This window comes from Arenibacter sp. F20364 (assembly GCF_023015905.1).
GTDB lineage: Bacteria > Bacteroidota > Bacteroidia > Flavobacteriales > Flavobacteriaceae > Arenibacter.
The window spans coordinates 43,685-67,158 of record NZ_JALKBD010000003.1; the positions used below are offsets into that span (position 1 = coordinate 43,685).

Genomic DNA, 23,474 nt, shown 5'->3' on the forward strand with positions numbered 1-23,474 from the left:
TCAATTAGTTTCTATTGTTTTTCATAGGTATTCATGAATCTTCAATTGCTTTGCTTGTCCAACCCTTGGGCTCCACTCAGGGTACGGTCATCGTATCAAAATATAAATACCAATTTGAGCGGATGAAGTCCGCCCAGACTACGGACTTATCGAACTCACCATAAATCTAGATCTCCAGGAATATAGGCTTGCAACCAAGGCATTGGTTGTAGCCCTCTTATGACCAATATCAGTTTAATTTTCTACTGTGCTTTGTAAATTTGGTTTAAACCGTTATTTACCATGGACAAGCAGTTAAAGGATAATTATGTGCCCATATCGACCAAAATGCCCATTTGGGATCATTTCTTTACGGTAGCCCCCTTAATTGTAGTAGGATCCAGGGAAGGCGATGGGTATGATATGGCGCCCAAGCATATGGCCACGCCCCTGGGGCCCTCCAATTATTTTGGTTTTCTGTGTACGCCAAATCATTCCACCTATCACAATGTAAAGGAGACCAAAGAGTTTTCCGTTAGTTTCCCCATCCCCGATCAAGTTTTATTGGCCTCTTTAGGAGCTTCCCCCCGAAACCCAGGCATTGAGAAATCGGAGCAAATAGTAGCCTCCTTGCCAACGGTCAGGGCCACTAGCATAGATGCGCTTTTTATTGAAAATTCCTATCTGTACCTGGAGTGCGAGTTGTTCAAGATCATTGATGGCTTTGGAGAACACAGTTTTATCACGGGGAAGATAAAGACGGCCTACGTGCATAAGGACTATCTAAGGGTTTCCGAAATGGATGAACAGCAACAAATAAATGAATATCCCTTATTGGCTTACCTGTCTCCGGGAAGGTTCGCCTCTATTGCCCAAACCTATAATTTTCCATTTCCCAAAGGCTTTAAAAAATGATAGAAGAGAAAGAAATAGCGATCCTTATTCGGGAATACTTAGAGACCCATCATGAAAAAATGATTCATTTTTTAAAAGATCTGGTGACCTTGGAATCGCCCACTAGGGAAATTGAAAAGCAACATAGAATTCTAGGTTTCTTAAGGGTCAAATTTGAAGCTATAGGCTATCATGTTATTATGGTCCCGGGGCAACTTACCGGTGGATATCTTTATGCACGGCCCATAGACCGAGATAGGAGTTTGCCCCTACAGTTGATCGTAGGACATTGTGATACCGTTTGGCCAACGAATACCATAAAGAATATGCCCATATCCTATGACAATGGCATGATGAAGGGGCCGGGTATCTATGACATGAAAGCAGGCCTTACCCAATTGTATTTTTCCTTATTGGCTTTAAAGGCCATACACGCCCCCTTAAAGGTTACGCCTATCGTGCTCATTAATTCTGACGAGGAAATAGGCAGTAGGGAATCTACCAATTCTATTAAACGGTTGGCGAAAATCTCCAATAGGGCCTATGTGCTGGAGCCGCCTCTTGGCTTGGACGGGAAACTAAAGACGGCAAGAAAAGGCTTGGGCCGGTTTACCTTGACCGTTACCGGAAAAGCGGCACATGCGGGCCTGGATCCAGAAAAGGGAATCAATGCTATAGTAGAGTTGTCCCATCAGGTACAGCAACTATATGCCATGAACGATTTTGAAAAGGGGATTACCGTAAATGTGGGTATGATAGAAGGTGGTATTTCGCCCAACGTAGTAGCCCCCGAAAGTAAAGCCGTGGTAGATGTGCGGGTTATGAACGAGGCCGATGGCAAATTGATTACCGATAAAATAAAGGCTTTGAAACCCCTTTTGCCCAATGTGCAGTTGACCATTGAAGGAAGAATAGGAAGACCTCCTATGGAAAGGACACCGCGTAATCAAGAACTGTGGAGAATAGCTAAAGAACACGGGCAACAGCTGGGTATACACTTGGAACAAGCTACTTCAGGCGGAGGCTCCGATGCCAATACCACCAGTATTTTTACGGCCACCTTGGATGGGCTGGGAACCCCGGGAGATGGGGCCCATGCCCCACACGAGTACATTTTTGGGAATAAAATCATTGAAAGAACCGCTTTATTGACACTCTTGCTCCTGACCGAGCCTTTAAACAAAAACATATGAAAAATCAATATATACATACTTCTCTGACCCGGATTTCCGATTTGGCGGAAAAGGATTATGAGGTGGCAAAACTTCCTAGGGAACAATGGCAAACTGGGGATTATGTAATCTGTAAAATTTTGGACCCTGGAAGTAGCACCTTGCTGTTGGAGCTTCCCAATGGCAGGATGCGTGGCGTAATCGGCGGTGAATTACTAGTAGGTGCTTTGGGCGAACGCTATGCCACTCTGGAGGCTACCGGTACTTGGCGCAAGGTTGGGGAGGATTTAAAAATGAGCGTACTTACGGGGGCCGGCCTCCTAGGGAAGCTGACTTCCAGATCCGCTTTTATGCCGAATATGATGGAGCTGCTGTATATGGGCCACGCCCATAGGAACGGCAAGAGTCTCAATATGAGCGATTTTGTAAAGCCTTCCGAAATAATTCCTTTTAAAACTCCTGTCATACTTTTTGTAGGTACCTCCATGTCCGCCGGAAAAACTACTTCCGCCAGGATCGTTACCCATCTCTTTAAATCGGCAGGATATAAGGTGGTGGGTGCCAAACTCACTGGAGCCGGACGCTATAAGGATATAATGGCCATCAAGGATGTGGGTGCGGACGCGGTGATGGACTTTGTGGACGTGGGGCTCCCCTCCTCCATTTATCCCAAAGATGCCTATAAGAAAAAATTGGATCAACTCCTGAGTATGATAGAACATCAATTGGCAGATGTGGCCATCATTGAAATAGGGGCCTCTCCCTTGGAACCCTATAATGGGGATTTGGCAATCAACGCTTTACGGGAGCATATTAAATGCACTATTCTTGCAGCTTCCGATCCCTATGCGGTACATGGCCTGATGAAGGCTTTTGATCTGGTACCGGATATAGTAACGGGCATTGCTTCCAATACCCTGGCCGGTAAGGATATGGTGGAGAAACTATGTAAGGTAAAGGCTTTGAATATCATAGATGCCTCAACCACGGAGGAATTAAAAAGTATTCTATCTGCCAAAACAGGCTTTACATTGTAGTTTGTCTATTCAGATTGGGTCATCTTGCACGGGACCTGTTGCAATCGGCGCATGGATATACGAAATACTGTACTAGGGAAAATATATGGTTTAATTGGCGCTTTTAATTAAGAATGACATACTGATATTCCCTTTTACTTATAATTATTTCACCATACTCCAATTTCATATAATCTATCATAATTTCTAGCTTGTCATCCGCACTTAAAGGATAAGCTTCCAAAATGTTTTTTAGATAATCCTTTGCTTGGTCCAAGAATATGAGATTTAGATCCAAAATACTCCTAGACCTTCTATGTTTGGAATTATTACGTTTATAGTATAGGCTTATACGTGCATCGGCTACTCCCAACCTGTTAGAAAAATTGCCTTCTTCGGCCAATAGTAGCACGGCTTTTTCTATGGCTAGGGTACCTTCATGGCTTTCCAATTTAACCTCTTCTCCATTTTTATCCATCAAATAAAAATAATGGGTTTCGTCTACGGGATATGTTCTAGGGTGATATTTCAAATAAAGAGTGTTTACGACACCAATGGGTAACCATCTCTTATCTGCAATGAAATCGAAATCAATTTCGTCACCCACACGATCAATATCAAAGGGACTATATTGGTTTCTTGGGGTCATTATTCCTGAAAACATATTTGCTTTTGTCCGTGTTTTTAAGGAGTAATCGCCATAGCTATAGTGCTGATTATTGCCTGTCAAAATCTTTTTTTTTGAACACTTGTCGTAGCAAACCTTCAATAGGCTAGTTTTATTTGAAAACATTATTGAATCGTTATAACTGAGGAAGTCACCTATTTTTAACAATTCGTTTTTACAATACACATCACCACTTGTAAATAACACTTTAAGCTCGTTTTGCGCATTCGCAAGAGCACAAAACACTGTTAAAAAGACAATACTTAGTTTAATGTGCATGCTTTTCTGTAAAGTAATTTCTAATGACTATGACTGACCCAATAATGAATGACGTGCCCAATATTTCTATATATTGTCCATAAAGATAGTAAAACAGTAAACTTAGACCTGAAACTAAAACTCCAATTTCTATGTAGTTCCTTAGGATTGCAATGAAAACATTGTTGAAAAGTAATGCACTGCTATTTAGGTAATTGAAAATTTTAAACTTCCTGAGTTTGTGGTTTATTTTTTGTCTGATATAAAGGTCCCAATCGAACAATATGCTCATGGAAATTAGAAAATACACCATAAACAAAAAATAGATTTGTGATTTTTGCACAAGGTGTTTGTGTTGCTTTAATGCTAGAAATGAATTGTAGTTAATGATAACTCCAGGAATGGAACCATAAATAGTTTGATGAAAATCAGCATCATCGTAATCTCCTACCAATACTATTTTTTCTGCCACCAAAGCTTGGATTTCATCAGGAGTCATGACGTCCAAAATATCTGCGCCCAATTCCGAATAGACATAATTTAAATCATTATCATACTTGTGTATGGATTTTATTGGGTGATCAATTATCAGGGAATTAAGACACAAGGTATCACCTGTAAAATAATAATTGCCTTTTTTCTCTATGGTTTCATCGTTGATAAGATGGTGCATCAACAGTGCCACACTTGGGATAGAATCGTTTTGTAAATAGGTATATTTTACAAATTTGTTTGAAAACAGGGTTTTGTCATAACTGGACAATCCAATGAGTCCTTGGAATTTGGGCTCTATTAAACTGTCATTGCGGATGATGGAGGGTATAATAATTTTTTTTGAAGCTGTGAGTTTGCTGTTTAGCAATGAATCGTGGGCAGATTCATGGGCCGGATCAAAGAAGATATCAAAGAAGGCAATTTTCTGTTTGTCCTGCATTGCCTCGATTAGTGCAATCAGCTTTTGTCTGTCGGTAATAGCTCTATTTCCTATGGGGATACCGAAGTTGTCCTTGACATTGATAAGCTCTTTATCATTGGATATATTAATAAAAACAGCCTGATCCATGACAAAGTCCTCTTCGGATTCAATTTCAAAAAAATCGTTTAGAAATATGTTTAGATTCAATACCAAATTTTCATCCTCCCCACCAATGAAGTTGTGGTTGGTCCACTTATAGCTTAACCTCAATAAATTAAGTGCAAAAATCAAACAGACCAAGACCTTTATATAGTCAATGTATTTTCTGCAATAGGTGAAAACCGAATCTAGAATCATTAAATAAATTTAATTAAATATATTTTATAAATCAGAAACGGATGCTAGAGCCCTATATATCTTAAAGGATATTCTTATATACTTGTGCTAAGTTGATTACCTCAGGGTAATCCCTTGAGGCATCGGAGCATTCAAATCTCACTTAGTGAGTAAAGATTGGGATTTTTTGAAATTAATTATGTGTTGTTTTTATATAAGGATTCCCAAGGGAAGAAGCGGAATTCTCATATTTGTGTATCAAAGAATCTCAGGGTTTTTTCCACATGTTCTTGCCAATACGGCCATTCGTGTCCCCCTTCAAACTCTTCGTAGGTATGAGCTATTTTTAGTGCCTGTAGTTCTTTGTGCAATGTCCTATTTGCCTCCAAGAGATCATCGCTTGTACCGCAATCAAAGCGCAGTGCAGGCAATTGCCCTTCTTGTTTTTTTATTAGGTCGATGACATTTTTGTCCGAATCACCTATTTCGTAGGAAGCAAGGGACTCTTCCACAAAGGCTGCCATCTGCTCAAATTTGGTAATGGAACTATGCCCGGATATTGCTTTGAATTTATTTGGAAATCGAGCTCCCAACATCAAGGCACCATATCCGCCCATGGAGAGTCCGCCAATACACAAGGGCGATCTCTCACTTGCGCCAACCAAATTCTCCACAATGGCTTTGGGAACATCGGATACGATCCATTGCGCAAAATCTTTTTCCTGATGGGATAAATAGCCTGAACCATCGCCCCAAAGTCCGTCCGAAGGCATAGCAATAATGGCTGGTTTAATGGATTTATCCTCAATCAATCGCGCTGCCGTACGGTGGGCCCCACCCTTCATGGACCATGACCAAGAGCTGCCGTAAACGCCATGTAAAAGAATATAGATCGGGAGATCCCGAAGATTTTCATCATTTTTTGGTACAAAGAGACAGATATCCCCCCTCCCCTTCAAGTTCTTGGTTTTGATGGTTAAAAACCGAAGTCCGTCATTTTCGTAGGCCATATCGGAAAGCTCAATGGTTCTAAAACTGCTCATATACTTGCTTTAATTGAAAGTTATAACCCCTTTGGCATTCCTACCCTGTAGCATATCGTCCAAAGCCTGTTGCAAATCTTCCAAAGGGTATTCGCGGGTAATCATCTCATTTAATTTTAGGTCGCCTTTTTTGTAAAGGCGCATCAATTTTGGAAAATCAATTTCAGGGCGACATTTACCATATAACGGATTGATGTATATCTTGTCCCATTCAAAGAGACGCATATCTATGGTGATTTCCTCTTCAATGCCACTTACTTGTACTGCGGTTCCCGCGTTTCTGATCATGGCCAAGGGGGCAGCTCCAAGTGCAGGAATGGCAGTACATTCAAAGGCATAATCGGCCCCTCTGCCATCAAACATTTTTTTTACTTTTTCCGCTACCTGTGAAAGTCCTGTATCGGTTTTCTCGGCCAAGATAACATCGGTGGCGCCAAATTGCTTGGCAAGCTCCAACTTTTGGGGATTGATATCGACGGCCACAATTCTTCCGGCCCCTGAAATTTCACAGGCATTGATAACATTGAGTCCAACACCACCGCAACCCAACACTACAGCTGAACTCCCAGCTTTTAGTTGGGCCGAATTCACCACAGAACCATAGCCGGTCATCACCCCGCAGCTGACAATACTGGCCGCAGGGAAATTTAGATTCTCTTCATCAACCTTTACCAAAGCCGAGGCTTTTACCAGGGCATATTCGCTAAGTGTTCCTATATTGAAGGAACGTTCTATGGGTTTACCCTGCCATTGGGTTCCCTCCAAATGGGCATGCCCAGGGGTATAGCCATTTCTTCCGGCAACAACGGGAGAATTGTTTTCACAAATGTGTTGGTTGCCTTCCTGACATTGAAAACAACTCATACAAGGGGTGGCCCAATTTAAAATAACTTGGTCACCCTGCTGAAGGTTGTTAACGCTTGTCCCTACTTTTTCAACAATACCTGCCCCCTCGTGCCCCATAAGCACAGGCTTGCCCCAAGAAAGGGAATCGTAATCGGTATGGCATAGGCCTGCTGCCTTCATTTTTATCAATACCTCGTCAACAAGGGGTTCTGCAAGGGTAACATGGTCTATGACAAATTTTCCATCGCCGGTGGCTATTGCACTCTTTGAAATTATGGACATATTTTCCTTTTTAGTTTTTAATGGATACCAATATCTTTATTTATACGGCCAATAGATGTATTGGCTTAAATTCCACTTCTAAATCCACTAGTTTTGCCTTATCTATTTTGTCACCGCTTTTGATAAATTTAGTGCCGTATACATAGGCCTTGGCATTGTTCACGGCATCAACGGCAAGGAGTCGGTCTCTTTTGAAGTACCAAGCGGAAAAACATTTTTCGTTATCGGCTTCCTTCCGTAAAATTAGTTGGTCATATCCATTTGATAAACCCACCATCTGTAGTTTTACGTCATATTGATCGGACCAGAACCAAGGAATACTATCATATTTTGTTTCTTTGCCACAGATGGCAGCGGCAGCCACTTTTGCCTGGTCCACTGCGTTTTGAACGGACTCCAATCGAACAAAGCGATTGTAATGTGGGTTAAAATTAAAGGTACAATCGCCAATGGCAAAGATGTCATCGTCCAAGGTCTTGGCCGTTTCATCCACTTTTATACCGTTTTCAATGGTTAGTCCGGCCGAGGCGGCCAATTCTGTATTGACATGTATCCCTACACCAACAATAATAATATCGGCGGCATAACTTGCCCCATCATCACATTTCACCACTTTTTCTTCGGAATTGCTCTCAATGGCGATTACATTCTTTTCAGTGAAAATAGCAACACCATTTTCAGCATGCAGATTTTGAAAGAAGGCCGACATTTCTGGTGCTGTAACCCTGGCCAGGATTCGCTCTTCGCGTTCCAGTACCGTTACCGGAGCCCCTAATTTCTTTAAAGAGGCAGCAGTTTCAAGACCAATATATCCTCCCCCAATAACAACTACCCTTTTAAGGTCACTTGCCGCCAAACAAGTTCTAATGTTGGTCACATCGGCAGCCGTTCGAAGTGGAAAAATATTATTTGAAGACATTAGACCAGGAATTGGTGGCATAATAGGGCGGGCACCGGTAGCCAAGACCAATTTGTCATAACCTTGTTCCGTGCCATCACTGAGTACAATATACTTTTTCTCTCTGTTTATAGAGCTTACCTTAATCCCCAGTTTTAGGGTTATCCCTTCCTTTTCATAGCTCTCGGCAGATTTCAACAGGTTTTTATCAATGCCGTCTTCGCTGCTAAGGTAGGCTTTGGATAGTGGTGGCCTGTGATAAGGTAATATAGGATCGGCGTCATATAAAATGATATCGCCATTCCAACCTTCGCGCCTTAGCGCAAAAGCAAAATTTACCCCTGCATGGCTTGCGCCGATAACGACGCATATTTTATTGTTTTGGTTTTCGGTCATTATTGGAGGGATAGATTACTTGGCAACCCTTAGGACTACTCCGTCCAAATGATCCCCTATTTCCAACTGACAACACAGGCGGCTAAATTCGTCGGCATTATCGTCCAGTTCCAACATATCAGCTTCTATTTCACTTGCTGTACCCGTTTTTTCCATATCCTCAGGGCGGACATGAACATGGCAAGTAGCGCAGGAGCAAACACCCCCACAATCGCCGTCTATTCCTTTTATTCCGTTATCAACGGCCAAAGCCATTACGGATCCTGAGCTTCCTTCTAAGGTAATACTTTCATTATCACTTGTAATAAATGTGATCTTTGCCATAATTGACTTTATGTTTTAGGTTAATTTATTGAACTTTACATTAATTCGGTCGTATCCCACCTTTCGTTCAAATTCATCCAGGGACTCGATGTTTTCTTTGTAATCCTGAATCTCTATCGAACCTACTTTTGTAGCCAAGGTATTTAATAAGATTTTTAGTATTTGTCGGGCATGGGTTGCTCCAAGACAGTTGTGATGGCTAAAACCAAAGCCTACATGTGGGTTTATTTTACGGTCCAGCACAATCTCGTTGGGGTTTTCAAATACTGAGGCATCCCTATTGGCAGAGGCCCAACATAAGGATACTCTAGTATCGGCTTTAATGGCATGATCACATACTGCGGTGTCTTCCGTAACCACACGGCCCATTTGGGTCAAAGGGGAAAAGTACCGTATAAATTCTTCCACAGCCTTTGCTGCAATCTCAGGCTCCTTACGGAGGCGTTCCAGTGATTCTGGATGCTCTGCCAGATAGGCTATGGAATTTGTAACGGCATTGATAACGGTATCGCGCCCACCTGCAAAGGTGAGCACCATAACCCCTTTTACCTCATCCTTACTTAGTTTTCTGCCTTGAAAATCTGAAGATAGCAATACAGAATACATATCCTCGCCTGGATTTTCTATGGCGCGGTCTATCTCTTGGTCTATATAATCATAAAGAATGTTGGCCTTATCCGCATCCAAAGCTTCCCCTTCACTTCTAAAAACGTGGGTTCCCCAGGATATCCAAGTTTCGGATTCCGAAAAAGGAGTATTGAGCAATAATGTCAAAGCCCTTGATTGTAGTGGCAGCGCAAATTGATTCACTACCTCTACCGTATCTTTATTCAAAATTTCATCTACCAAAGATGCTATTTGTGCCGTTAATTTTTCTTGATATTCAGCCTGTAAAGGACGTTTGAACCAAGGTTCCACTATAGCCCTATATTCCCCGTGAACGGGTGGGTCCACTTCAAATGGAATTTGACGGGTGTCACGAATATTCACCTCTGAAGGTACAACGATACGCCCCGGTTGGGCAGCGGATTGAAAGGTTTTGTAATTATGGGCTGTCTTTCTAACATCTTTAAGCCGCAAAAGCATGGTTACCGGATCATCCTGGTCATTCAATTCACCATAGCCTTTATCCACCCTCGCTTTTTCGAAGGGATCTGGTAGTTCACTTTTTTCCATAATACAATTCTTGATTCAACATTAATTTAAGGTATTTTCCAATAGTGATACAAAATTGGCAATAATTTGATCCCAATAAGTAACCATTTTTAACCAATAACTAAACTATTCTGTTTAATATATGACATTTATCAGTGTTTTGGGGTAAAATAAATAAATTACTAAGTTTGTACTGACTATACATATTCCAAAATTCTAAGTAATATATGAAGCCAATCCTGGAGCCCATTCCTTTAAATGAACAACAGACCATTAAAGGGTTTCACTACGTTGACAAGGATTTTGCAACCCCATGGCATTTTCACCCCCAACACGAACTTACCTACATAGAATCCAGTGTAGGAACAAAATTTATAGGGGATTATGTTGGGCCATATCAGCCTGGGGAATTGGTACTTTTACGTTCCAATGTGCCCCACTGTTGGACTAACCACAAACAGCAGGTTTCAGATTCAAGGTCTCTAGTGATCCAATGGAACAGAGGTATCTTCGCCAAAGCGCCTGAACTTACACCCGTTTTTGAAATGTTAAAAATGGCTTCCAAGGGTATTATTTTTGATGCAGCGATAATATCCGTCGTTTTACCACAGCTTAAAAATATGATGCAATTAAAGGGACAAGGCCTGTATCTTGAATTATTGTCCGTTCTTATAAAGTTGTCCACAACTACTTACAAGACGCTGTCGGCATCCAGTTTTGAGGAAGACCTGCCTACGGAATACGGTACCCGTATGACCAAAATCCACGATTTTGTAGGGGCACAGTTTCACCGAAAAATTTATTTAAAGGAATTGGCAGATTTGGTAAATATGTCCGAACAATCTTTTTCCAGATTTTTCACCAGAATGATGGGTCGTTCTTTTTTTACCTTTTTAAACGAGTATCGTATTAATGTGGCAGCTAGAATGTTGGTAGATACGGAGGATTCCGTTTCCCAAATTGGTTTTGCCTGTGGTTATGAATCCCCTCCTTTCTTTTTTAAAAAGTTTCAAAGCATATACAAGGTATCACCTGCAAAGTACAGAAAGACCTATCTGGCCCAAATTTAAAATATGGACTGTTGCAGGATAGTCACAATGCCACTACATTCAATTTTTGCGACTATCCTCTACTCTTAAAGATTTACAGGCTAGTGGTAGTTTATGGTTCATAATGTTGATTATCAATAGGTTTGTAATATATTAAAAAATCCAAAAAACCATTTGTTGCAGAATTTGGAACATACGGTATCTTAAGAATAGTACCTTAAATTGATATTTGCCAAATCAAAAACGGGGAGTATCATAAACTCCTTTTCTATAAAATTTAAAATGGTGGGTATAAGAAAACAAATTTTAATACTGGGATCGATCCTAGTGTTGATATCATGTAAAACAGAGAATAAGAAGGTGGCTGAACCGGCCCCTGAGGTAGTGAAACAATTTGAACCTAACTGGGAATCAATCAAGGCCAATTACAAGGATCCCGAATGGTTTAGCAATGATAAGTTTGGTATATTCATTCATTGGGGGGCCTATAGTGTTCCCGCCTTTGGCTCGGAATGGTATCCGAGACAAATGTATATGGATACGGCCACTTTTTCTGCCCAGCTCAAATTGGGTAAAAAAGGGCCCAATGCCACTTACCTACATCACAAAAAGACTTGGGGCGATCAAAAGGAATTTGGTTACAAGGACTTTATCCCAATGTTCAAAGCAGAAAAATTTGATGCCGCCACTTGGATAGATTTATTCAAGAAATCGGGTGCCCGTTATGTGGTTCCCGTGGCAGACCACCATGACGGATTTGCGATGTACAAATCCAACACCACGCGTTGGAATGCTTTTGATAAGGGTCCAAAAAGGGACGTATTGGGAGAACTTTTTGAAGAAGGCCGTAAACAAGGGCTTAAAATGGGAGCCTCATCCCACTACGCATTCAACTGGTCTTTTTATAATAAGAAAGATAAATTTGATACGACTGATCCTGAATATGCGGACTTGTATTCAACTAAAGGTAAAAACTTGGAGGAGCCTGTTTCTGCTGAATTCAAACAAAAATGGTGGAATAGGACTGTAGATCTTATAGATAATTATCAACCGGACATACTTTGGTTCGATTTTTATTTGGACACGCCTGATTTTGCGGATTTACGGCCTAAACTTGCTGCCTATTATTACAATAAAGGTTTGAAATGGGGCAAAGAAGTGGTTATAAATGATAAGAATTTTGATCACGAAGCTTTTCCGGAAGGAACGGTTATCTATGATTTGGAACGAGGAAAGCTCCCTGGAATACGTAAACTTCCTTGGCAAACAGATACCTCAATTGGTAAAAATTCTTGGTCCCATGTTACCAATTGGGACTCAAAGACAGCCAACCAACTCATTGACGATCTAGTAGACATTGTTTCCAAAAACGGAAACTTATTGTTGAACGTTGGCCCAAAGGCAGACGGTACCATTCCGGATGATCAAAAGGAAATATTGTTGCAGATCGGTAGCTGGTTGGAAGTAAACGGAGATGCCATATACGATACTAGATATTGGAGAACTTTTGGCGAAGGTCCTACCGAAGTTAAGAAGGGCCATCATTCCGAAGGACAGAACAAAGAATTTACCGGACAGGATATCCGTTTTACCCAAAAGGGTGATAAGCTATACGCCATAATGTTGGCCTGGCCAAGTAGTGGTAAAATTAATATCGAATCCTTGGGAAGTAACAGTGAATATGCCAAAGACCTAAACATTAAAGGGGTTCGACTTTTGGGCAGTGATGCCAAATTGACCTTGGATCAAACGGAAAAGGGGCTATTTGTGGATAATTTAGGAAAGCAATCGGGGGAATATGCCCACGTTCTGGAAATCAGCTTATAGTATTGTAAGTGAATTGTTTGAATTAGCTTATAGAGCGCACTTTTCATGGTGCGCTCTATTTAAATTTTAATACCCAGGGAAATAGGCTTGAAACTTAGAAAGGCCAATCAATACACCAAGGGGATGTAATAGTCCCTGTAACGAGCAGATAAATTAAATAGTTTTGCACATATAAAGTCATTAGCACCTAGGCAGTCAACCCTTTGTCCGATAATTGGATACTTAGTCAATATATAAATAATATAGAATGAATTATATAGTTTGTGAAAAGCCCGGAGAGTTTTTGTTGAAAGAAAAAAATCCTCCAGAAAAAGTAAAGGGAGAAGCCCTACTCCGCGTTAAAAAAGTGGGGATCTGCGGAACCGATATACACGCCTATGGGGGCAACCAGGCGTTCTTCACCTATCCCAGGATTTTAGGGCATGAACTTGCCACGGAGATCGTAGAGATAGAAGAAAACGACAAAGGACTTAAGAAGGGCGACAACGTAGTGGTTATGCCCTATATAAGTTGTGGTAAATGCGTAGCCTGTAGACAGGGCAAGACCAACTGTTGTACCAATATTGCCGTGCTGGGGATACATACAGACGGGGGTATGCAGGAAACCATATCCGTGCCTATATCACTATTAATTCCGGCCAAAAAGTTAAGCGATAACCAAATGGCGGTTGTAGAACCTCTGGCCATTGGAGCGCATGCCATCCGCAGGGCCGATATTAAGAAAGGGGAAACCATTGTGGTCGTAGGCTGTGGCCCTATCGGCATTGGCATACTAAAATTGGCCCAGATTGCAGGTGCTAAAGTGATTGCGGTTGACATGAACCAGGGAAGGCTGGATTATGCCAAAGATAAAATAGGTGTAGATCATGTGGTTATTGGTGGGAAAGAAGCCGTAATGCAGATTAAGGGTATTACCAACGGAGATATGTGTGCGGTGGTATTTGATGCCACTGGGCATAAAGGTGCTCTGGAATCTGGCCCCGACTATATGTCCCATGGAGGACGCTATGTACTTGTGGGCCTTTCCAAAGGAGAGCTCACCTTTTTGCATCCGGCCATACATGCCAAGGAATCTACTATACTGTGTAGTAGAAATGCTACTTTGGAAGATTTTGAAAATGTCATTTCAATTTTGGAAAAAGGACAATTTCCCATTGATTCCTTTGTTACCCACAATGTGCCCTATACCGAAATGATAGCCAATTTTGACCATTGGGTAGATCCCAAAAATGGGGTAATCAAGGCTATGGTCGATTTTTAAGAGGGTTATTCCTGTATTGGGATGTAAGAGCATGGTTGTTCTCTACCTTAGATATACCCGCGTATAATATGGGTAGTGTTCAATGAAAAGATATGACCAATTTTTAGAAAATTAACCAAGATGTAAATAGATGGATTTAGAATTAAAAAACAAGATTGTAGTGGTAACCGGCGCTGCAGGAATCAGGGGAAGTATAGGTGAAACCATAGTACAGGCCCTTGCCGACGAAGGGGCGATACCAGTAATAGTTTGTAGAAACGATAGAGGTTATGGCTATGAAAAGGAACTTCAGGAAAGGGGATTGGATGCTATCTTTGTCAAGACCGATCTATCCGATACAGTCCAAATAGAAAGGGCTGCCAAAATAATTGGTGATAAATACGGTCATATAGATGTCTTGATCAATAATGTTGGGGTAAACGATGGTGCCGGACTGGATGCTTCCATTGATGATTTTATGTATTCCCTAAAATTGAATTTGGTAAGCTTTTTTGCCATGACCAAATATTGCCTTCCCTATATCATCAAGGCCAAGGGCAATATTCTGAACATAGGGTCCAAAGTCGCCTTAACGGGCCAAGGAGGTACTTCTGGCTATGCGGCCTCTAAGGGAGGGGTGCTGGGCCTTACACGTGAATGGGCAGTAGACCTTATAAAACACAACGTTCGTTCCAATGCCATAATTATTGCTGAGAGTTGGACACCTGCCTATGACAACTGGATCAAGACCCTGGATGATGGAGCGGAAAAATTAAAATCCATCGTAAAAAAAATACCTTTGGAGAATCGGATGACGACTCCACGGGAAATTGCGGACAGCTGTCTGTTTACCATCTCGGAAAAATCTTCGCATACCACCGGACAGTTCATTTTTGTAGACGGAGGTTATGTGCATCTGGACAGGTCCCTCTTGACCGACCAACAATAAAATAGACCAATTATGACCAAGACCAAGAAAATACCAGTGGTAAACAGGGAATTGTTATTTCCCTTTATTATGATCACCTCTTTATTTGCCCTATGGGGCATTGCCAATGATCTTACCAATCCAATGGTATCGGCATTTAAAAAAGTTATGCCGGAACTGACCAATGTACAAGCTTCGTTGGTACAGTTCGCATTTTACTTCGGCTATTTTTTTATGGCCTTGCCTGCTGCCCTCTTCATACGAAAATACAGTTATAAATCGGGGATTATCCTAGGGCTCATCTTATATGCCATTGGGGCCTTTTTGTTTTATCCGGCGGCAGCTTATGAAGAGTATTCCTATTTTTTAATCTCTTTATGGGTTCTTACCTGTGGTTTGGCCTTTTTGGAAACGACCTCCAATCCCTTGGTCCTTGCCCTTGGTGATGAGACTACGGCCACCAGAAGATTGAATCTGGCGCAGGCATTCAACCCTATGGGATCATTGACAGGGATGATCATAGCCCAGGTATTTGTAATAGGTGCCCTGCGATCTGATGATTACACTGCTGAAGCCTTTAACGCCCTGGGTTCAGAGGAATTGGCGGCCATTAGGGAAAATGACCTGGGCATTATCAGTATTCCATATATAGGCCTGGGAATTGTGGTACTCGCCATCATGGCCATTATTGTATTTACCAAAATCCCAAAGACTGCAGAAGAGGATAAGATGTCCGTTTCCGAGTCTTTTAAAAAGCTTTTTGCGAATAAAAATTATTTGAAAGGGGTCCTCGCCCAGGCCTTCTATGTAGGGGCCCAAATTATGTGCTGGACCTATATTTTTCAATACGTGGATCATATGAACGAAGGACGGGCCGAAGTTGAGCAATTAACGGCTACCTGGTTCAATGTGGTGGCAATGATCTTATTTCTTACCGGACGATGGATAGGTACGGCCATGATGAAAAGCATAAATCCTTCCAAACTTTTAATGTGGTTCGGCTTGGGTGGGGTTGTAATGTCCGCCGGGGCCATATTGCTATCCGGCATGCCAGGTTTACTTGCTTTGGTAGGTATTTCGGTCTTTATGTCCATTATGTTCCCCACTATTTATGGAATTGCCCTAAAGGATATGGGAGACGAGGCCAAGATAGGTTCGGCAGGACTTGTAATGGCCATTGTAGGGGGAGCATTGATGCCCGTACTACAGGGCAGTATTTTAGACTGGGGTGGTGATGGTTTTGCAGATGTAGCGGTACTTGGATTTATTCCGGAAGTAAAATTTTCATTCATACTCCCATTGATTTGCTTGGCCGTTGTGGCTTGGTACGGATACAGTAGTTTTAAAACCAATAAAACCACCGAATAATGACAAGAAGATTTTGTTTTTCGTGCGACTTAAAGGATGATTCCCGATTAATGGCCGAATATAAAGAATACCATGCGGCAGGCAATGCATGGCCAGAAATAACCAAAAGTATCAAGGATGCCGGCATCGTGGACCTGCAGATTTATTTAACAGGAAACAGGATGTTTATGGTCATGGACGTGGACGAATCCTTTGACCCGGTTAAAAAGGCCCAAGCGGATGCCCTGAATCCCAAGGTACAGGAATGGGAAGAACTAATGTGGAAATACCAACAAGCCTTGCCCTGGGCCCAAGAAGGAGAAAAATGGGTGCCTATGGAACAGGTTTTCCAGTTGGTTTAAATTGGTTTTTAAAAGAAAAGCATGTTTGTACTTATTTCATTTTATTGAGAAAATATTGGGATTTTATATAAGGATGCCTTGGCCTAAATTATTTGCAAGTCTTCAATAATTCTTAACGGCCATGTGATCTTCACAAGGAAGAAGTCCCACCAATTCATAGACTTTGAAGATAATGATCAACGATAGTCTATCCGGGAGTATGATTTATAGATACTTCGTAGGTTAAGGGGACCAAGGAACAGAACTTCAAATTTAGGAAGGCTGGTTCTTGCTTTTAAATTAATTCACACGCAACTTCGGAGATTGACTCCCTCCTATCGCCTTCGGATTTTGACCATATGTTGCATACTGTTGATCATATGTTGCTAAATCTGCAGTTGGTTATTTCTATATTTAATCCACCCCTAGGATTCAAAATTTGAATCCGGTATGAGCGGCTTTGGTTAGGGGTTGCAGATTGAAACTTATCGCAGCATAAATTACAATTTCCTTTAAGCCCGAAGTTCGGTATTCGTATAGAATTTGCTTTCTGGATATAGTTAAAATAATTAAATTAATGTCGACTAAATAACACGCTACAATGAAGAACAAAAATCGAGGTTTGGACCAATTATTAACATTTATTATTCTGGTCTTTTTAAGTTTCTCCACACTTTCCGCCCAGGTAAAAGTTTATGAAGGCACAGAGACCATCCCCACCTATAAAATAGGCAAAGAGGAAACTAGTCCTATGTTCTATACCGGCCGAGGGGTGCAAGGGGCCGAAGGACGCGTATATCCTTATCCGTCCCAAGAAGACCTGGGCAATAAAGTCCTTTCTGATGAAACCTACGAAATGGTTTATTTGGAAAACGAATACCTTAGGGTAAAAGTACTTCCTGCCTTTGGCGGTCGATTGTTTTCTGCCATAGACAAGACCAACGGGCACGAACTTTTCCATACTAATAGCGTTATAAAACCCGACCTTATAGGAACCTTGGGTGCGTGGGTCTCCGGAGGAATAGAATGGTGTTTTCCGCATCACCATAGGTCTACGACCATGTTGCCAAGCGATTATCGCATCGTGGAAAATGAGGATGGCAGTGCCACGGTCTGGATAGGTGAAACTGAAAAGACTATGGGAATGCGTGGGGTCATTGGTATTACCTTGCGCCCGGGTCGCTCCTATATTGAGACGGACTACCGTATCAACAACACCAATACTGTTACGGAGAAATTTCTTTTTTGGGCCAATGTGGCCATAACAGCAAATAATGATTTTAGAACCTTTTGGCCTCCAAGTCAGGAGATTGGGGTATATCATAACAACTCCAGCTTTACGCAATGGCCCATTTCAAAGCAAGTTTATAAGGGAGTGGACTATACCGAGGGAGTAGACCTGACTTGGTGGAAAAATCACCCAGATCCGGTATCCTTCTTTTTTTGGGATGCAAAGGATGGCTTTATCGGTGGTTATGATTACGGGCAAAATGCTGGAACAGTGCATGTTGGCGATCCTAACGTAAACAAGACTTCCAAATTGTGGCAGTTCGGTCCAGGATTGCAAGGGCAAAATGCAAGAAGGAAACTAACCGATGATGGTAAAGCCTATGTGGAGTTAATGACGGGTACTTTCTCCAACAACCAACCCGATTATAGTTGGATAGATCCCCATTCTGCAAAGGATGCCAAAAACTATTGGTATCCGTTAAGGGATATCGAGATTGTAAAAAATTCCAATATCGATGCTTCGGTTACCCTGCAAATGAGAAACCCCAAGACCGTATTCTACGGTTTTAATACCACAAAGGTTTATCAAAATGCCAAGGTAATATTGAAATACAATGACGAAGTTGTAGCGGAAAATACTATCAATATTGATCCAGGACAACCATTTACAGCCACGTATAAATCCCGAAAGGAATTGGACGAATTTCAGCTGTTGGTTACACTATTGGACAGCAATGGCAAGGAATTGGTATCCTACTCCCCTTACAAACCCAAGCAACCCGAATTGCCAAGGGAACAGGAAAAAGTCAAAAAACCTGAGGAATTGGAATCTGTGGAGGATTTATATCTAACCGGCAGGTTTGTTGAGCAGTTCAACCGTCCAGGGATGAACCCGGATGATTATTATTTGGCAGCACTTGAAAAATCACCCAATGATTACCGGGTAAACTTGGCCTTGGGCATGCGCAGAACAAATCAATTAAAATATGAGGAAGCCCTGACATACTTACAAAGGGCGGCAGACAAGTTGAATATTAAATATTATCAGCCCAAAGAGGGTGAGATCTACTATTATATGGCCGTTGCGCAAAGAGCTCTTGGAAATTCAGAGGAGGCCTATCGAAATTTTGCCCGGGCTACCTGGTATTATAGATGGTATTCAGCAGGTCATTATCAGTTGGCCCAAATGGAGAGTAAAAAAGGAAACTATGAAAAAGCAAAGGAATATATAGAAAATGCCTATTCCACCAACAATAGGGATGGACGGATCGTAGTGCTATACAGTGCTATTCTACGTAAACTGAACAGCCCGCAAAAAGCAAAGGAACTTATAGCTAATTTATTGGCCTATGACCCCATTAACTTTACCGCTCTTTACGAAAAGGGACTTTTGGAAGGGAAGACCTCAATGGATCAATGGCATAAAAATATGCAGGAGGTAGACAACAACTATTTGGAAATTGCCACAAATTATATGAATGCGGGCCTATTGGAGGATGGTATTGCTCTCTTGTCATCATTGAGTAAACCTAGCAACCCTTTAACGTATTACTACCTAGCTTGGTTCTATACGCAATCTGGTGAAAAAGAGAAAGGCAACAGTATGCTGGCCAATGCTAAACAGACCTCTCTTGATTATTCCTTTCCATATAGAAAGGAAACTGAGCAAGTGCTGAACAATGCCATAGCGCTAGATCCCCAAAATGTTGGCGCCTATTATCTCCTTGGAAACCTGTTGTATGACAAACGCCCTGGAGATGCCATAAATGCTTGGGAAAAGGCCGGATCTATAGACAATAGTATCCCTATGATATGGCGTAACCTAGCTTTTGGTGCCTTTTACCATGAGAAGGATGTAGACAAGGCAATTTTAAATTTAACAAAGGCAATTCAAGAAAAGAACGATATTCCATTATGGTATGCAGAACTTTCGCAGTATTACGACGCTTCCAATGCAGATTTCAAGGAAAATCTTGATATTCTGCGGAGGAATATTGACATCGTCAAAAAAGATGTGGCCGCTCCCAAGACCTTGGTGCACTTGTATAACCTAAACGGGGAATATGACGAAGCTATAAACTTGTTGAGCACCCATCATTTTAGAACTTGGGAAGGCGGCCGATCTATCTATTGGCGCTATGTGGATGCCCATACACTAAAAGCCTTAGAGCTTATGAAGGAGGAGAAATTTACTGAAGCCATTGCCCATTTGGAAAAGGCATTGCTGTATCCTGAAAACTTGGAGGTTGGAAAACCTTCGGATGATGAAAAAAATGCCTTGATTTATTATTATATGGGCTTGGCCTATGAAAAAATGAACAAATCCAAGGATTCCAAACTTAGCTATCAAAAAAGTGCCAATTCCAAAAATGGACGGGGCATGGACGACCTTCTTTATTTCCAAGGCAAAGCCAATGAGAAGCTGGGCAAAACTGAAATAGCTGAGGAAATGTTCAATAATTTAATAGCCGAGGCTAAAGAGCAAAGACTAAAAGGATCGGACAATTCCCTAGTTGCCGTAGAAGAAGGATCCGTTGGAAACAGCAAGGCCATCTCAAATTCGTACTATTTGGAGGGCTTGGGAAATAAGGGCCTGGGCAATGAGACCGAAGCCCAAAAACTCTTTAAAACAGCACTTGAGAAGTATAAGAACAATCTCTGGGCTAAAATAATGATTAACCAATAGTAGTTTTGAAATTGACTCATAGCACATTTAGTAAATTACTTGCCCTAGGCTGTGTCTCCGTAAGCTGTGCCATGGGCAACGCCCAAACAGGAAAGAAACTTTCGCTTGGCGAGCAACCCATTTTTAAAGTTTCCAAAACCCATGAAATCATTACTGTGGACGGGAAAATGGACGAGGCCATTTGGCACAGTACCGAAGCTAGAGGAATTGAATATTTTTATAAGGTGGAAAAACCGGATGACGATCAGGAGACGATCTACCGAATGCTTTGGGATGATAAAAACCTATATGCCTTCTTTCAATGTACAGATAAATATATCACTGCCCGTGAAACCGCAAGGGACGGGCAGCCGTATTTTGATGACTGTGCAGAAATATTTATTATTCCGGTTCCGGATAGTCTGGACACCCATTTTGGTTTTGAGCTTAACGCATACAAAGCATCCAACGACTTCATTTATTTCAATGATTTTTTCGACGGCAAGGATGCTGTATTAAAAACCTTTGACCCTAGTTTTGAGGTGGAGGTCTACATTGATGGTACTGTAAATGACAATTCCGATATTGACAAGGGTTGGAGCATGGAATTTAAAATCCCCCTAAGCGCATTTGGCGGTTTAGGGGAAATTGTTCCCGTAAAGAATGGAAATAAATGGGCTTTTTTGGCCATACGCCAGGATCGAAACGATGCCGAGGGCAACAGACGGTCCACTTCTACCCTATTTCCAATTTACGACATCTCAAAAAATGTACATCAAGCAAATCGATTTGGCTTAATGGAATTTGTGGAGTAGCAAATACACTATTAGGATTAACTTACACTAGATTTTCTTAAGGACCAGGACTACCCAGTCTTGGTCTTTTTCTTTTGGTGGCAACCCCAAGGATTGTGGGCCACTCCCAGAGATGGTCTTTATTTTTCCCTGTTTTAGCGGACCACCTTTTCTAGGGTTATACCATTGCACTGTGTATTCCAAGCTGCTACTGCCCAGGTCCAAGGTAGATTCTCCCCCATTTTTAAGGTAAACCACATAATTAACACCAGGCGCGGCCAGGACATAATCCCCTTGGGAAGAAATGAGGGAATCATTGGATTCCATATCCCAAACAGGTACTTGGTTGTTCTTAAAAAACTCCAAGCATAAACGGCCTTGGTCCCAGAAAAGGTCTCGCGAACGAAAGTCCTGACAGCTAAGGTCCGAGTGGGGATGTTTGTATCCAAAATACCATTCTGTACCCCATGCGCCGGCCATCATGGCCCCCCATAAACCGTTTTTACGGGCGTCGTTATGTAGCGGGTCCTCGGCATCGGTTATAAGTGAATGTTGGGCGTCCCCCGGTTCATCACAGGCCACTGCCCAAATTTTCCCTGCTTCTTTTGAATCTTCCAATATTCTGAGTACAGAACTGTGCACATTTCTAAAATCCTCCTTATTGGTCTGTAAGGAAGCCCCGCTAAACTTGGAATCTTGGCCGTAAAGACCGTCAAACCAATCGCCGTTGTGAATCACAATATGATGTTGGTACGGATCTATAGAAGAAAGATATTCTGCCAAGCGCAAACGTTCCGCTACATCAATTGGGAAAGTGGGGGGAGTTACCGTCCAATCGCCAGTTTCCTCTGCCAAGTTCCAGTTGAGGGCCAAATGATGTCCAAAGCGGGCCACTAGTTCACGATAGTATAATTTGGTATATAGTCCCGTACCACCATTGTCCAGCAAACCTTGGTTTTCATGTTCCAAGGTCTTAAAATGAAGGAACATTCCCAATTTATCGGCATGTTCAAAAAGAACTTCCCATTGATCCAGCTTAGAGGAGTCAAAACGATCATAGGTGTCATAATCTACATATGGGAAAACATTTTGATCATCACCTTCTATATTCATGGTAAGAAATGAAAATGCATTCATTCCTTTAGTCGCCAAATAATTTATAGCCCCGATCAACTCCTTTCCCTTTCCATCTTTCCAAGTAGGGTCTCCCTCCTTCCAGTCTTGACGATGTGCCTCCCAAGTTTTTACCAGATCATCCTTATGGCCATCGTTGTGAAAGGTACCATCAAACTGGTCATAGGCCAATAGATTTTCGGGTGCATCGGAACCACATTTCAGAAAGTATTCGCCTGTTTCTGCAAATTTAAGGTATCGTTCCCCTACGTATTGCAGTAGGCCCCTAGCTCTAAAATCGCGACCTGTCTTGTCGGATGTCGAAATGCTGAAGTTGCCCGTGGCCCCATCCATATATTCGCCACTAGGCAATTTTACCGAAGTCCGGACAGCCGCCCATTTCCCTTTTTTAAAATCGACACTATAAGTCCACTCCCCAATTTCATCCGGGGCAAAATGAACTTTCCAACTGTTTCCTGCAATGGCACCTGTATTTCCGGCATTGCCGTCCGCCGCGAAATACCCAGGTATTTGGTAGCTCTTACCAGTAGCGGTATGATTAAAAACTACATTTAAACGATAATTTAGAAAAGGATTGTCATCGGCGTTTTCAGAAGTCTCCGGTCCTTCAAAATTTAAAGTTACTTTATGCCATTTTTTAAGCTCTCCCGATATTGCTTGTGCGATTACTGTGGCGTTGACAAAAAAGACAAATAAACTGGTAAGAAAAAAAATAGGTTTGATCGGTTTCATAACTA

At 41.8% G+C, this 23,474-nt stretch carries 19 protein-coding genes; 11 read left to right on the forward strand and 8 right to left on the reverse strand.

The features are described 5' to 3' along the window. Positions 1-282 precede the first annotated feature (282 nt). Genes MWU84_RS02980 through MWU84_RS02990 form a run of 3 tightly spaced genes read left to right on the forward strand, consistent with a single transcriptional unit; the run spans position 283 to position 3,082 of the window. Complete coding sequence (locus tag MWU84_RS02980; protein WP_246898069.1) at positions 283-894, forward strand: flavin reductase; 612 nt, start codon at positions 283-285, stop codon at positions 892-894. Continuing rightward, positions 891-2,066: a M20 family metallopeptidase gene (locus MWU84_RS02985; protein WP_246898071.1), complete on the forward strand. Its 1,176-nt coding sequence runs from the start codon at positions 891-893 to the stop codon at positions 2,064-2,066. Before MWU84_RS02980 ends, MWU84_RS02985 begins: the two co-directional genes overlap by 4 nt. Next, positions 2,063-3,082: an NAD-dependent epimerase/dehydratase family protein gene (locus tag MWU84_RS02990; protein ID WP_246898073.1), complete on the forward strand. Its 1,020-nt coding sequence runs from the start codon at positions 2,063-2,065 to the stop codon at positions 3,080-3,082. The genes MWU84_RS02985 and MWU84_RS02990 overlap by 4 nt, the downstream gene beginning before the upstream one ends. Positions 3,083-3,185: 103 nt before the next feature. Here the strand turns inward: MWU84_RS02990 and MWU84_RS02995 are convergent, their stop codons facing one another. The 7 genes from MWU84_RS02995 to MWU84_RS03025 form a co-directional block, all read right to left on the reverse strand. After that, the gene (locus tag MWU84_RS02995; RefSeq protein WP_246898076.1) at positions 3,186-3,791 is read right to left on the reverse strand and encodes a hypothetical protein; all 606 of its coding nucleotides are present in this window, start codon (positions 3,789-3,791) and stop codon (positions 3,186-3,188) included. A 205-nt stretch (positions 3,792-3,996) separates the two neighbouring features. Continuing rightward, entirely contained in the window at positions 3,997-5,259 is a 1,263-nt protein-coding gene (locus MWU84_RS03000) for a CHASE2 domain-containing protein (protein WP_246898080.1), read from the reverse strand. 224 nt (positions 5,260-5,483) lie between these two features. Further along, positions 5,484-6,281 (reverse strand): alpha/beta hydrolase-fold protein, encoded by a 798-nt coding sequence (locus MWU84_RS03005; RefSeq protein WP_246898084.1) that lies wholly within the window; start codon positions 6,279-6,281, stop codon positions 5,484-5,486. 9 nt (positions 6,282-6,290) lie between these two features. Next, complete coding sequence (locus MWU84_RS03010; protein WP_246898086.1) at positions 6,291-7,409, reverse strand: Zn-dependent alcohol dehydrogenase; 1,119 nt, start codon at positions 7,407-7,409, stop codon at positions 6,291-6,293. Positions 7,410-7,449: 40 nt separating this feature from the next. After that, positions 7,450-8,703: an FAD-dependent oxidoreductase gene (locus tag MWU84_RS03015; RefSeq protein WP_246898087.1), complete on the reverse strand. Its 1,254-nt coding sequence runs from the start codon at positions 8,701-8,703 to the stop codon at positions 7,450-7,452. A 15-nt stretch (positions 8,704-8,718) separates the two neighbouring features. Then, positions 8,719-9,027, reverse strand: a complete 309-nt coding sequence (locus MWU84_RS03020) for a 2Fe-2S iron-sulfur cluster-binding protein (protein WP_246898089.1) — start codon at positions 9,025-9,027, stop codon at positions 8,719-8,721. A 15-nt stretch (positions 9,028-9,042) separates the two neighbouring features. Further along, positions 9,043-10,203, reverse strand: a complete 1,161-nt coding sequence (locus tag MWU84_RS03025) for a cytochrome P450 (RefSeq protein ID WP_246898091.1) — start codon at positions 10,201-10,203, stop codon at positions 9,043-9,045. 206 nt (positions 10,204-10,409) lie between these two features. Here MWU84_RS03025 and MWU84_RS03030 point away from each other — a divergent pair, with 206 nt between their 5' ends. The 8 genes from MWU84_RS03030 (at position 10,410) to MWU84_RS03065 (ending at position 21,624) form a co-directional block, all read left to right on the forward strand. Continuing rightward, positions 10,410-11,252: an AraC family transcriptional regulator gene (locus MWU84_RS03030; RefSeq protein WP_246898094.1), complete on the forward strand. Its 843-nt coding sequence runs from the start codon at positions 10,410-10,412 to the stop codon at positions 11,250-11,252. Positions 11,253-11,513: 261 nt separating this feature from the next. Then, on the forward strand, positions 11,514-13,058 hold the full coding sequence (locus MWU84_RS03035) for an alpha-L-fucosidase (protein ID WP_246898097.1): 1,545 nt from the start codon (positions 11,514-11,516) through the stop codon (positions 13,056-13,058). 247 nt (positions 13,059-13,305) lie between these two features. Beyond that, entirely contained in the window at positions 13,306-14,319 is a 1,014-nt protein-coding gene (locus tag MWU84_RS03040; RefSeq protein ID WP_246898099.1) for a zinc-binding alcohol dehydrogenase family protein, read from the forward strand. 130 nt (positions 14,320-14,449) lie between these two features. Then, the gene (locus MWU84_RS03045; protein ID WP_246898102.1) at positions 14,450-15,247 is read left to right on the forward strand and encodes an SDR family oxidoreductase; all 798 of its coding nucleotides are present in this window, start codon (positions 14,450-14,452) and stop codon (positions 15,245-15,247) included. A gap of 12 nt (positions 15,248-15,259) precedes the next feature. Beyond that, complete coding sequence (gene fucP, locus MWU84_RS03050; RefSeq protein ID WP_246898106.1) at positions 15,260-16,594, forward strand: L-fucose:H+ symporter permease; 1,335 nt, start codon at positions 15,260-15,262, stop codon at positions 16,592-16,594. Beyond that, a complete protein-coding gene (locus tag MWU84_RS03055) occupies positions 16,591-16,935 on the forward strand; it encodes an L-rhamnose mutarotase (protein WP_246898480.1) in 345 nt (114 codons plus the stop codon). Before fucP ends, MWU84_RS03055 begins: the two co-directional genes overlap by 4 nt. Before the next feature lie 580 nt (positions 16,936-17,515). After that, complete coding sequence (locus tag MWU84_RS03060) at positions 17,516-20,830, forward strand: DUF5107 domain-containing protein (protein WP_246898109.1); 3,315 nt, start codon at positions 17,516-17,518, stop codon at positions 20,828-20,830. Positions 20,831-20,835: 5 nt separating this feature from the next. Then, the gene (locus tag MWU84_RS03065; protein WP_246898111.1) at positions 20,836-21,624 is read left to right on the forward strand and encodes a carbohydrate-binding family 9-like protein; all 789 of its coding nucleotides are present in this window, start codon (positions 20,836-20,838) and stop codon (positions 21,622-21,624) included. A gap of 27 nt (positions 21,625-21,651) precedes the next feature. Here the strand turns inward: MWU84_RS03065 and MWU84_RS03070 are convergent, their stop codons facing one another. After that, positions 21,652-23,469 carry a DUF5060 domain-containing protein gene (locus MWU84_RS03070; protein ID WP_246898113.1) on the reverse strand — a complete coding sequence of 606 codons (1,818 nt, stop codon included), beginning with the start codon at positions 23,467-23,469 and terminating at the stop codon, positions 21,652-21,654. Between the last annotated feature and the right edge of the window lie 5 nt (positions 23,470-23,474).

What these genes read in the sequence shown, in the direction of transcription:
- MWU84_RS02990 (WP_246898073.1), top strand. Translation starts at nt 2,063, where the DNA reads ATGAAAAATCAATATATACATACTTCTCTGACCCGGATTTCCGATTTG.
- MWU84_RS03015 (WP_246898087.1), bottom strand. Translation starts at nt 8,703, where the DNA reads ATGACCGAAAACCAAAACAATAAAATATGCGTCGTTATCGGCGCAAGC.
- MWU84_RS03000 (WP_246898080.1), bottom strand. Translation starts at nt 5,259, where the DNA reads ATGATTCTAGATTCGGTTTTCACCTATTGCAGAAAATACATTGACTAT.
- MWU84_RS03060 (WP_246898109.1), top strand. Translation starts at nt 17,516, where the DNA reads ATGAAGAACAAAAATCGAGGTTTGGACCAATTATTAACATTTATTATT.
- MWU84_RS03045 (WP_246898102.1), top strand. Translation starts at nt 14,450, where the DNA reads ATGGATTTAGAATTAAAAAACAAGATTGTAGTGGTAACCGGCGCTGCA.
- MWU84_RS02980 (WP_246898069.1), top strand. Translation starts at nt 283, where the DNA reads ATGGACAAGCAGTTAAAGGATAATTATGTGCCCATATCGACCAAAATG.
- fucP (WP_246898106.1), top strand. Translation starts at nt 15,260, where the DNA reads ATGACCAAGACCAAGAAAATACCAGTGGTAAACAGGGAATTGTTATTT.
- MWU84_RS03070 (WP_246898113.1), bottom strand. Translation starts at nt 23,469, where the DNA reads ATGAAACCGATCAAACCTATTTTTTTTCTTACCAGTTTATTTGTCTTT.
- MWU84_RS03030 (WP_246898094.1), top strand. Translation starts at nt 10,410, where the DNA reads ATGAAGCCAATCCTGGAGCCCATTCCTTTAAATGAACAACAGACCATT.
- MWU84_RS02985 (WP_246898071.1), top strand. Translation starts at nt 891, where the DNA reads ATGATAGAAGAGAAAGAAATAGCGATCCTTATTCGGGAATACTTAGAG.
- MWU84_RS03005 (WP_246898084.1), bottom strand. Translation starts at nt 6,281, where the DNA reads ATGAGCAGTTTTAGAACCATTGAGCTTTCCGATATGGCCTACGAAAAT.
- MWU84_RS03035 (WP_246898097.1), top strand. Translation starts at nt 11,514, where the DNA reads ATGGTGGGTATAAGAAAACAAATTTTAATACTGGGATCGATCCTAGTG.
- MWU84_RS03040 (WP_246898099.1), top strand. Translation starts at nt 13,306, where the DNA reads ATGAATTATATAGTTTGTGAAAAGCCCGGAGAGTTTTTGTTGAAAGAA.
- MWU84_RS03025 (WP_246898091.1), bottom strand. Translation starts at nt 10,203, where the DNA reads ATGGAAAAAAGTGAACTACCAGATCCCTTCGAAAAAGCGAGGGTGGAT.
- MWU84_RS03020 (WP_246898089.1), bottom strand. Translation starts at nt 9,027, where the DNA reads ATGGCAAAGATCACATTTATTACAAGTGATAATGAAAGTATTACCTTA.
- MWU84_RS03010 (WP_246898086.1), bottom strand. Translation starts at nt 7,409, where the DNA reads ATGTCCATAATTTCAAAGAGTGCAATAGCCACCGGCGATGGAAAATTT.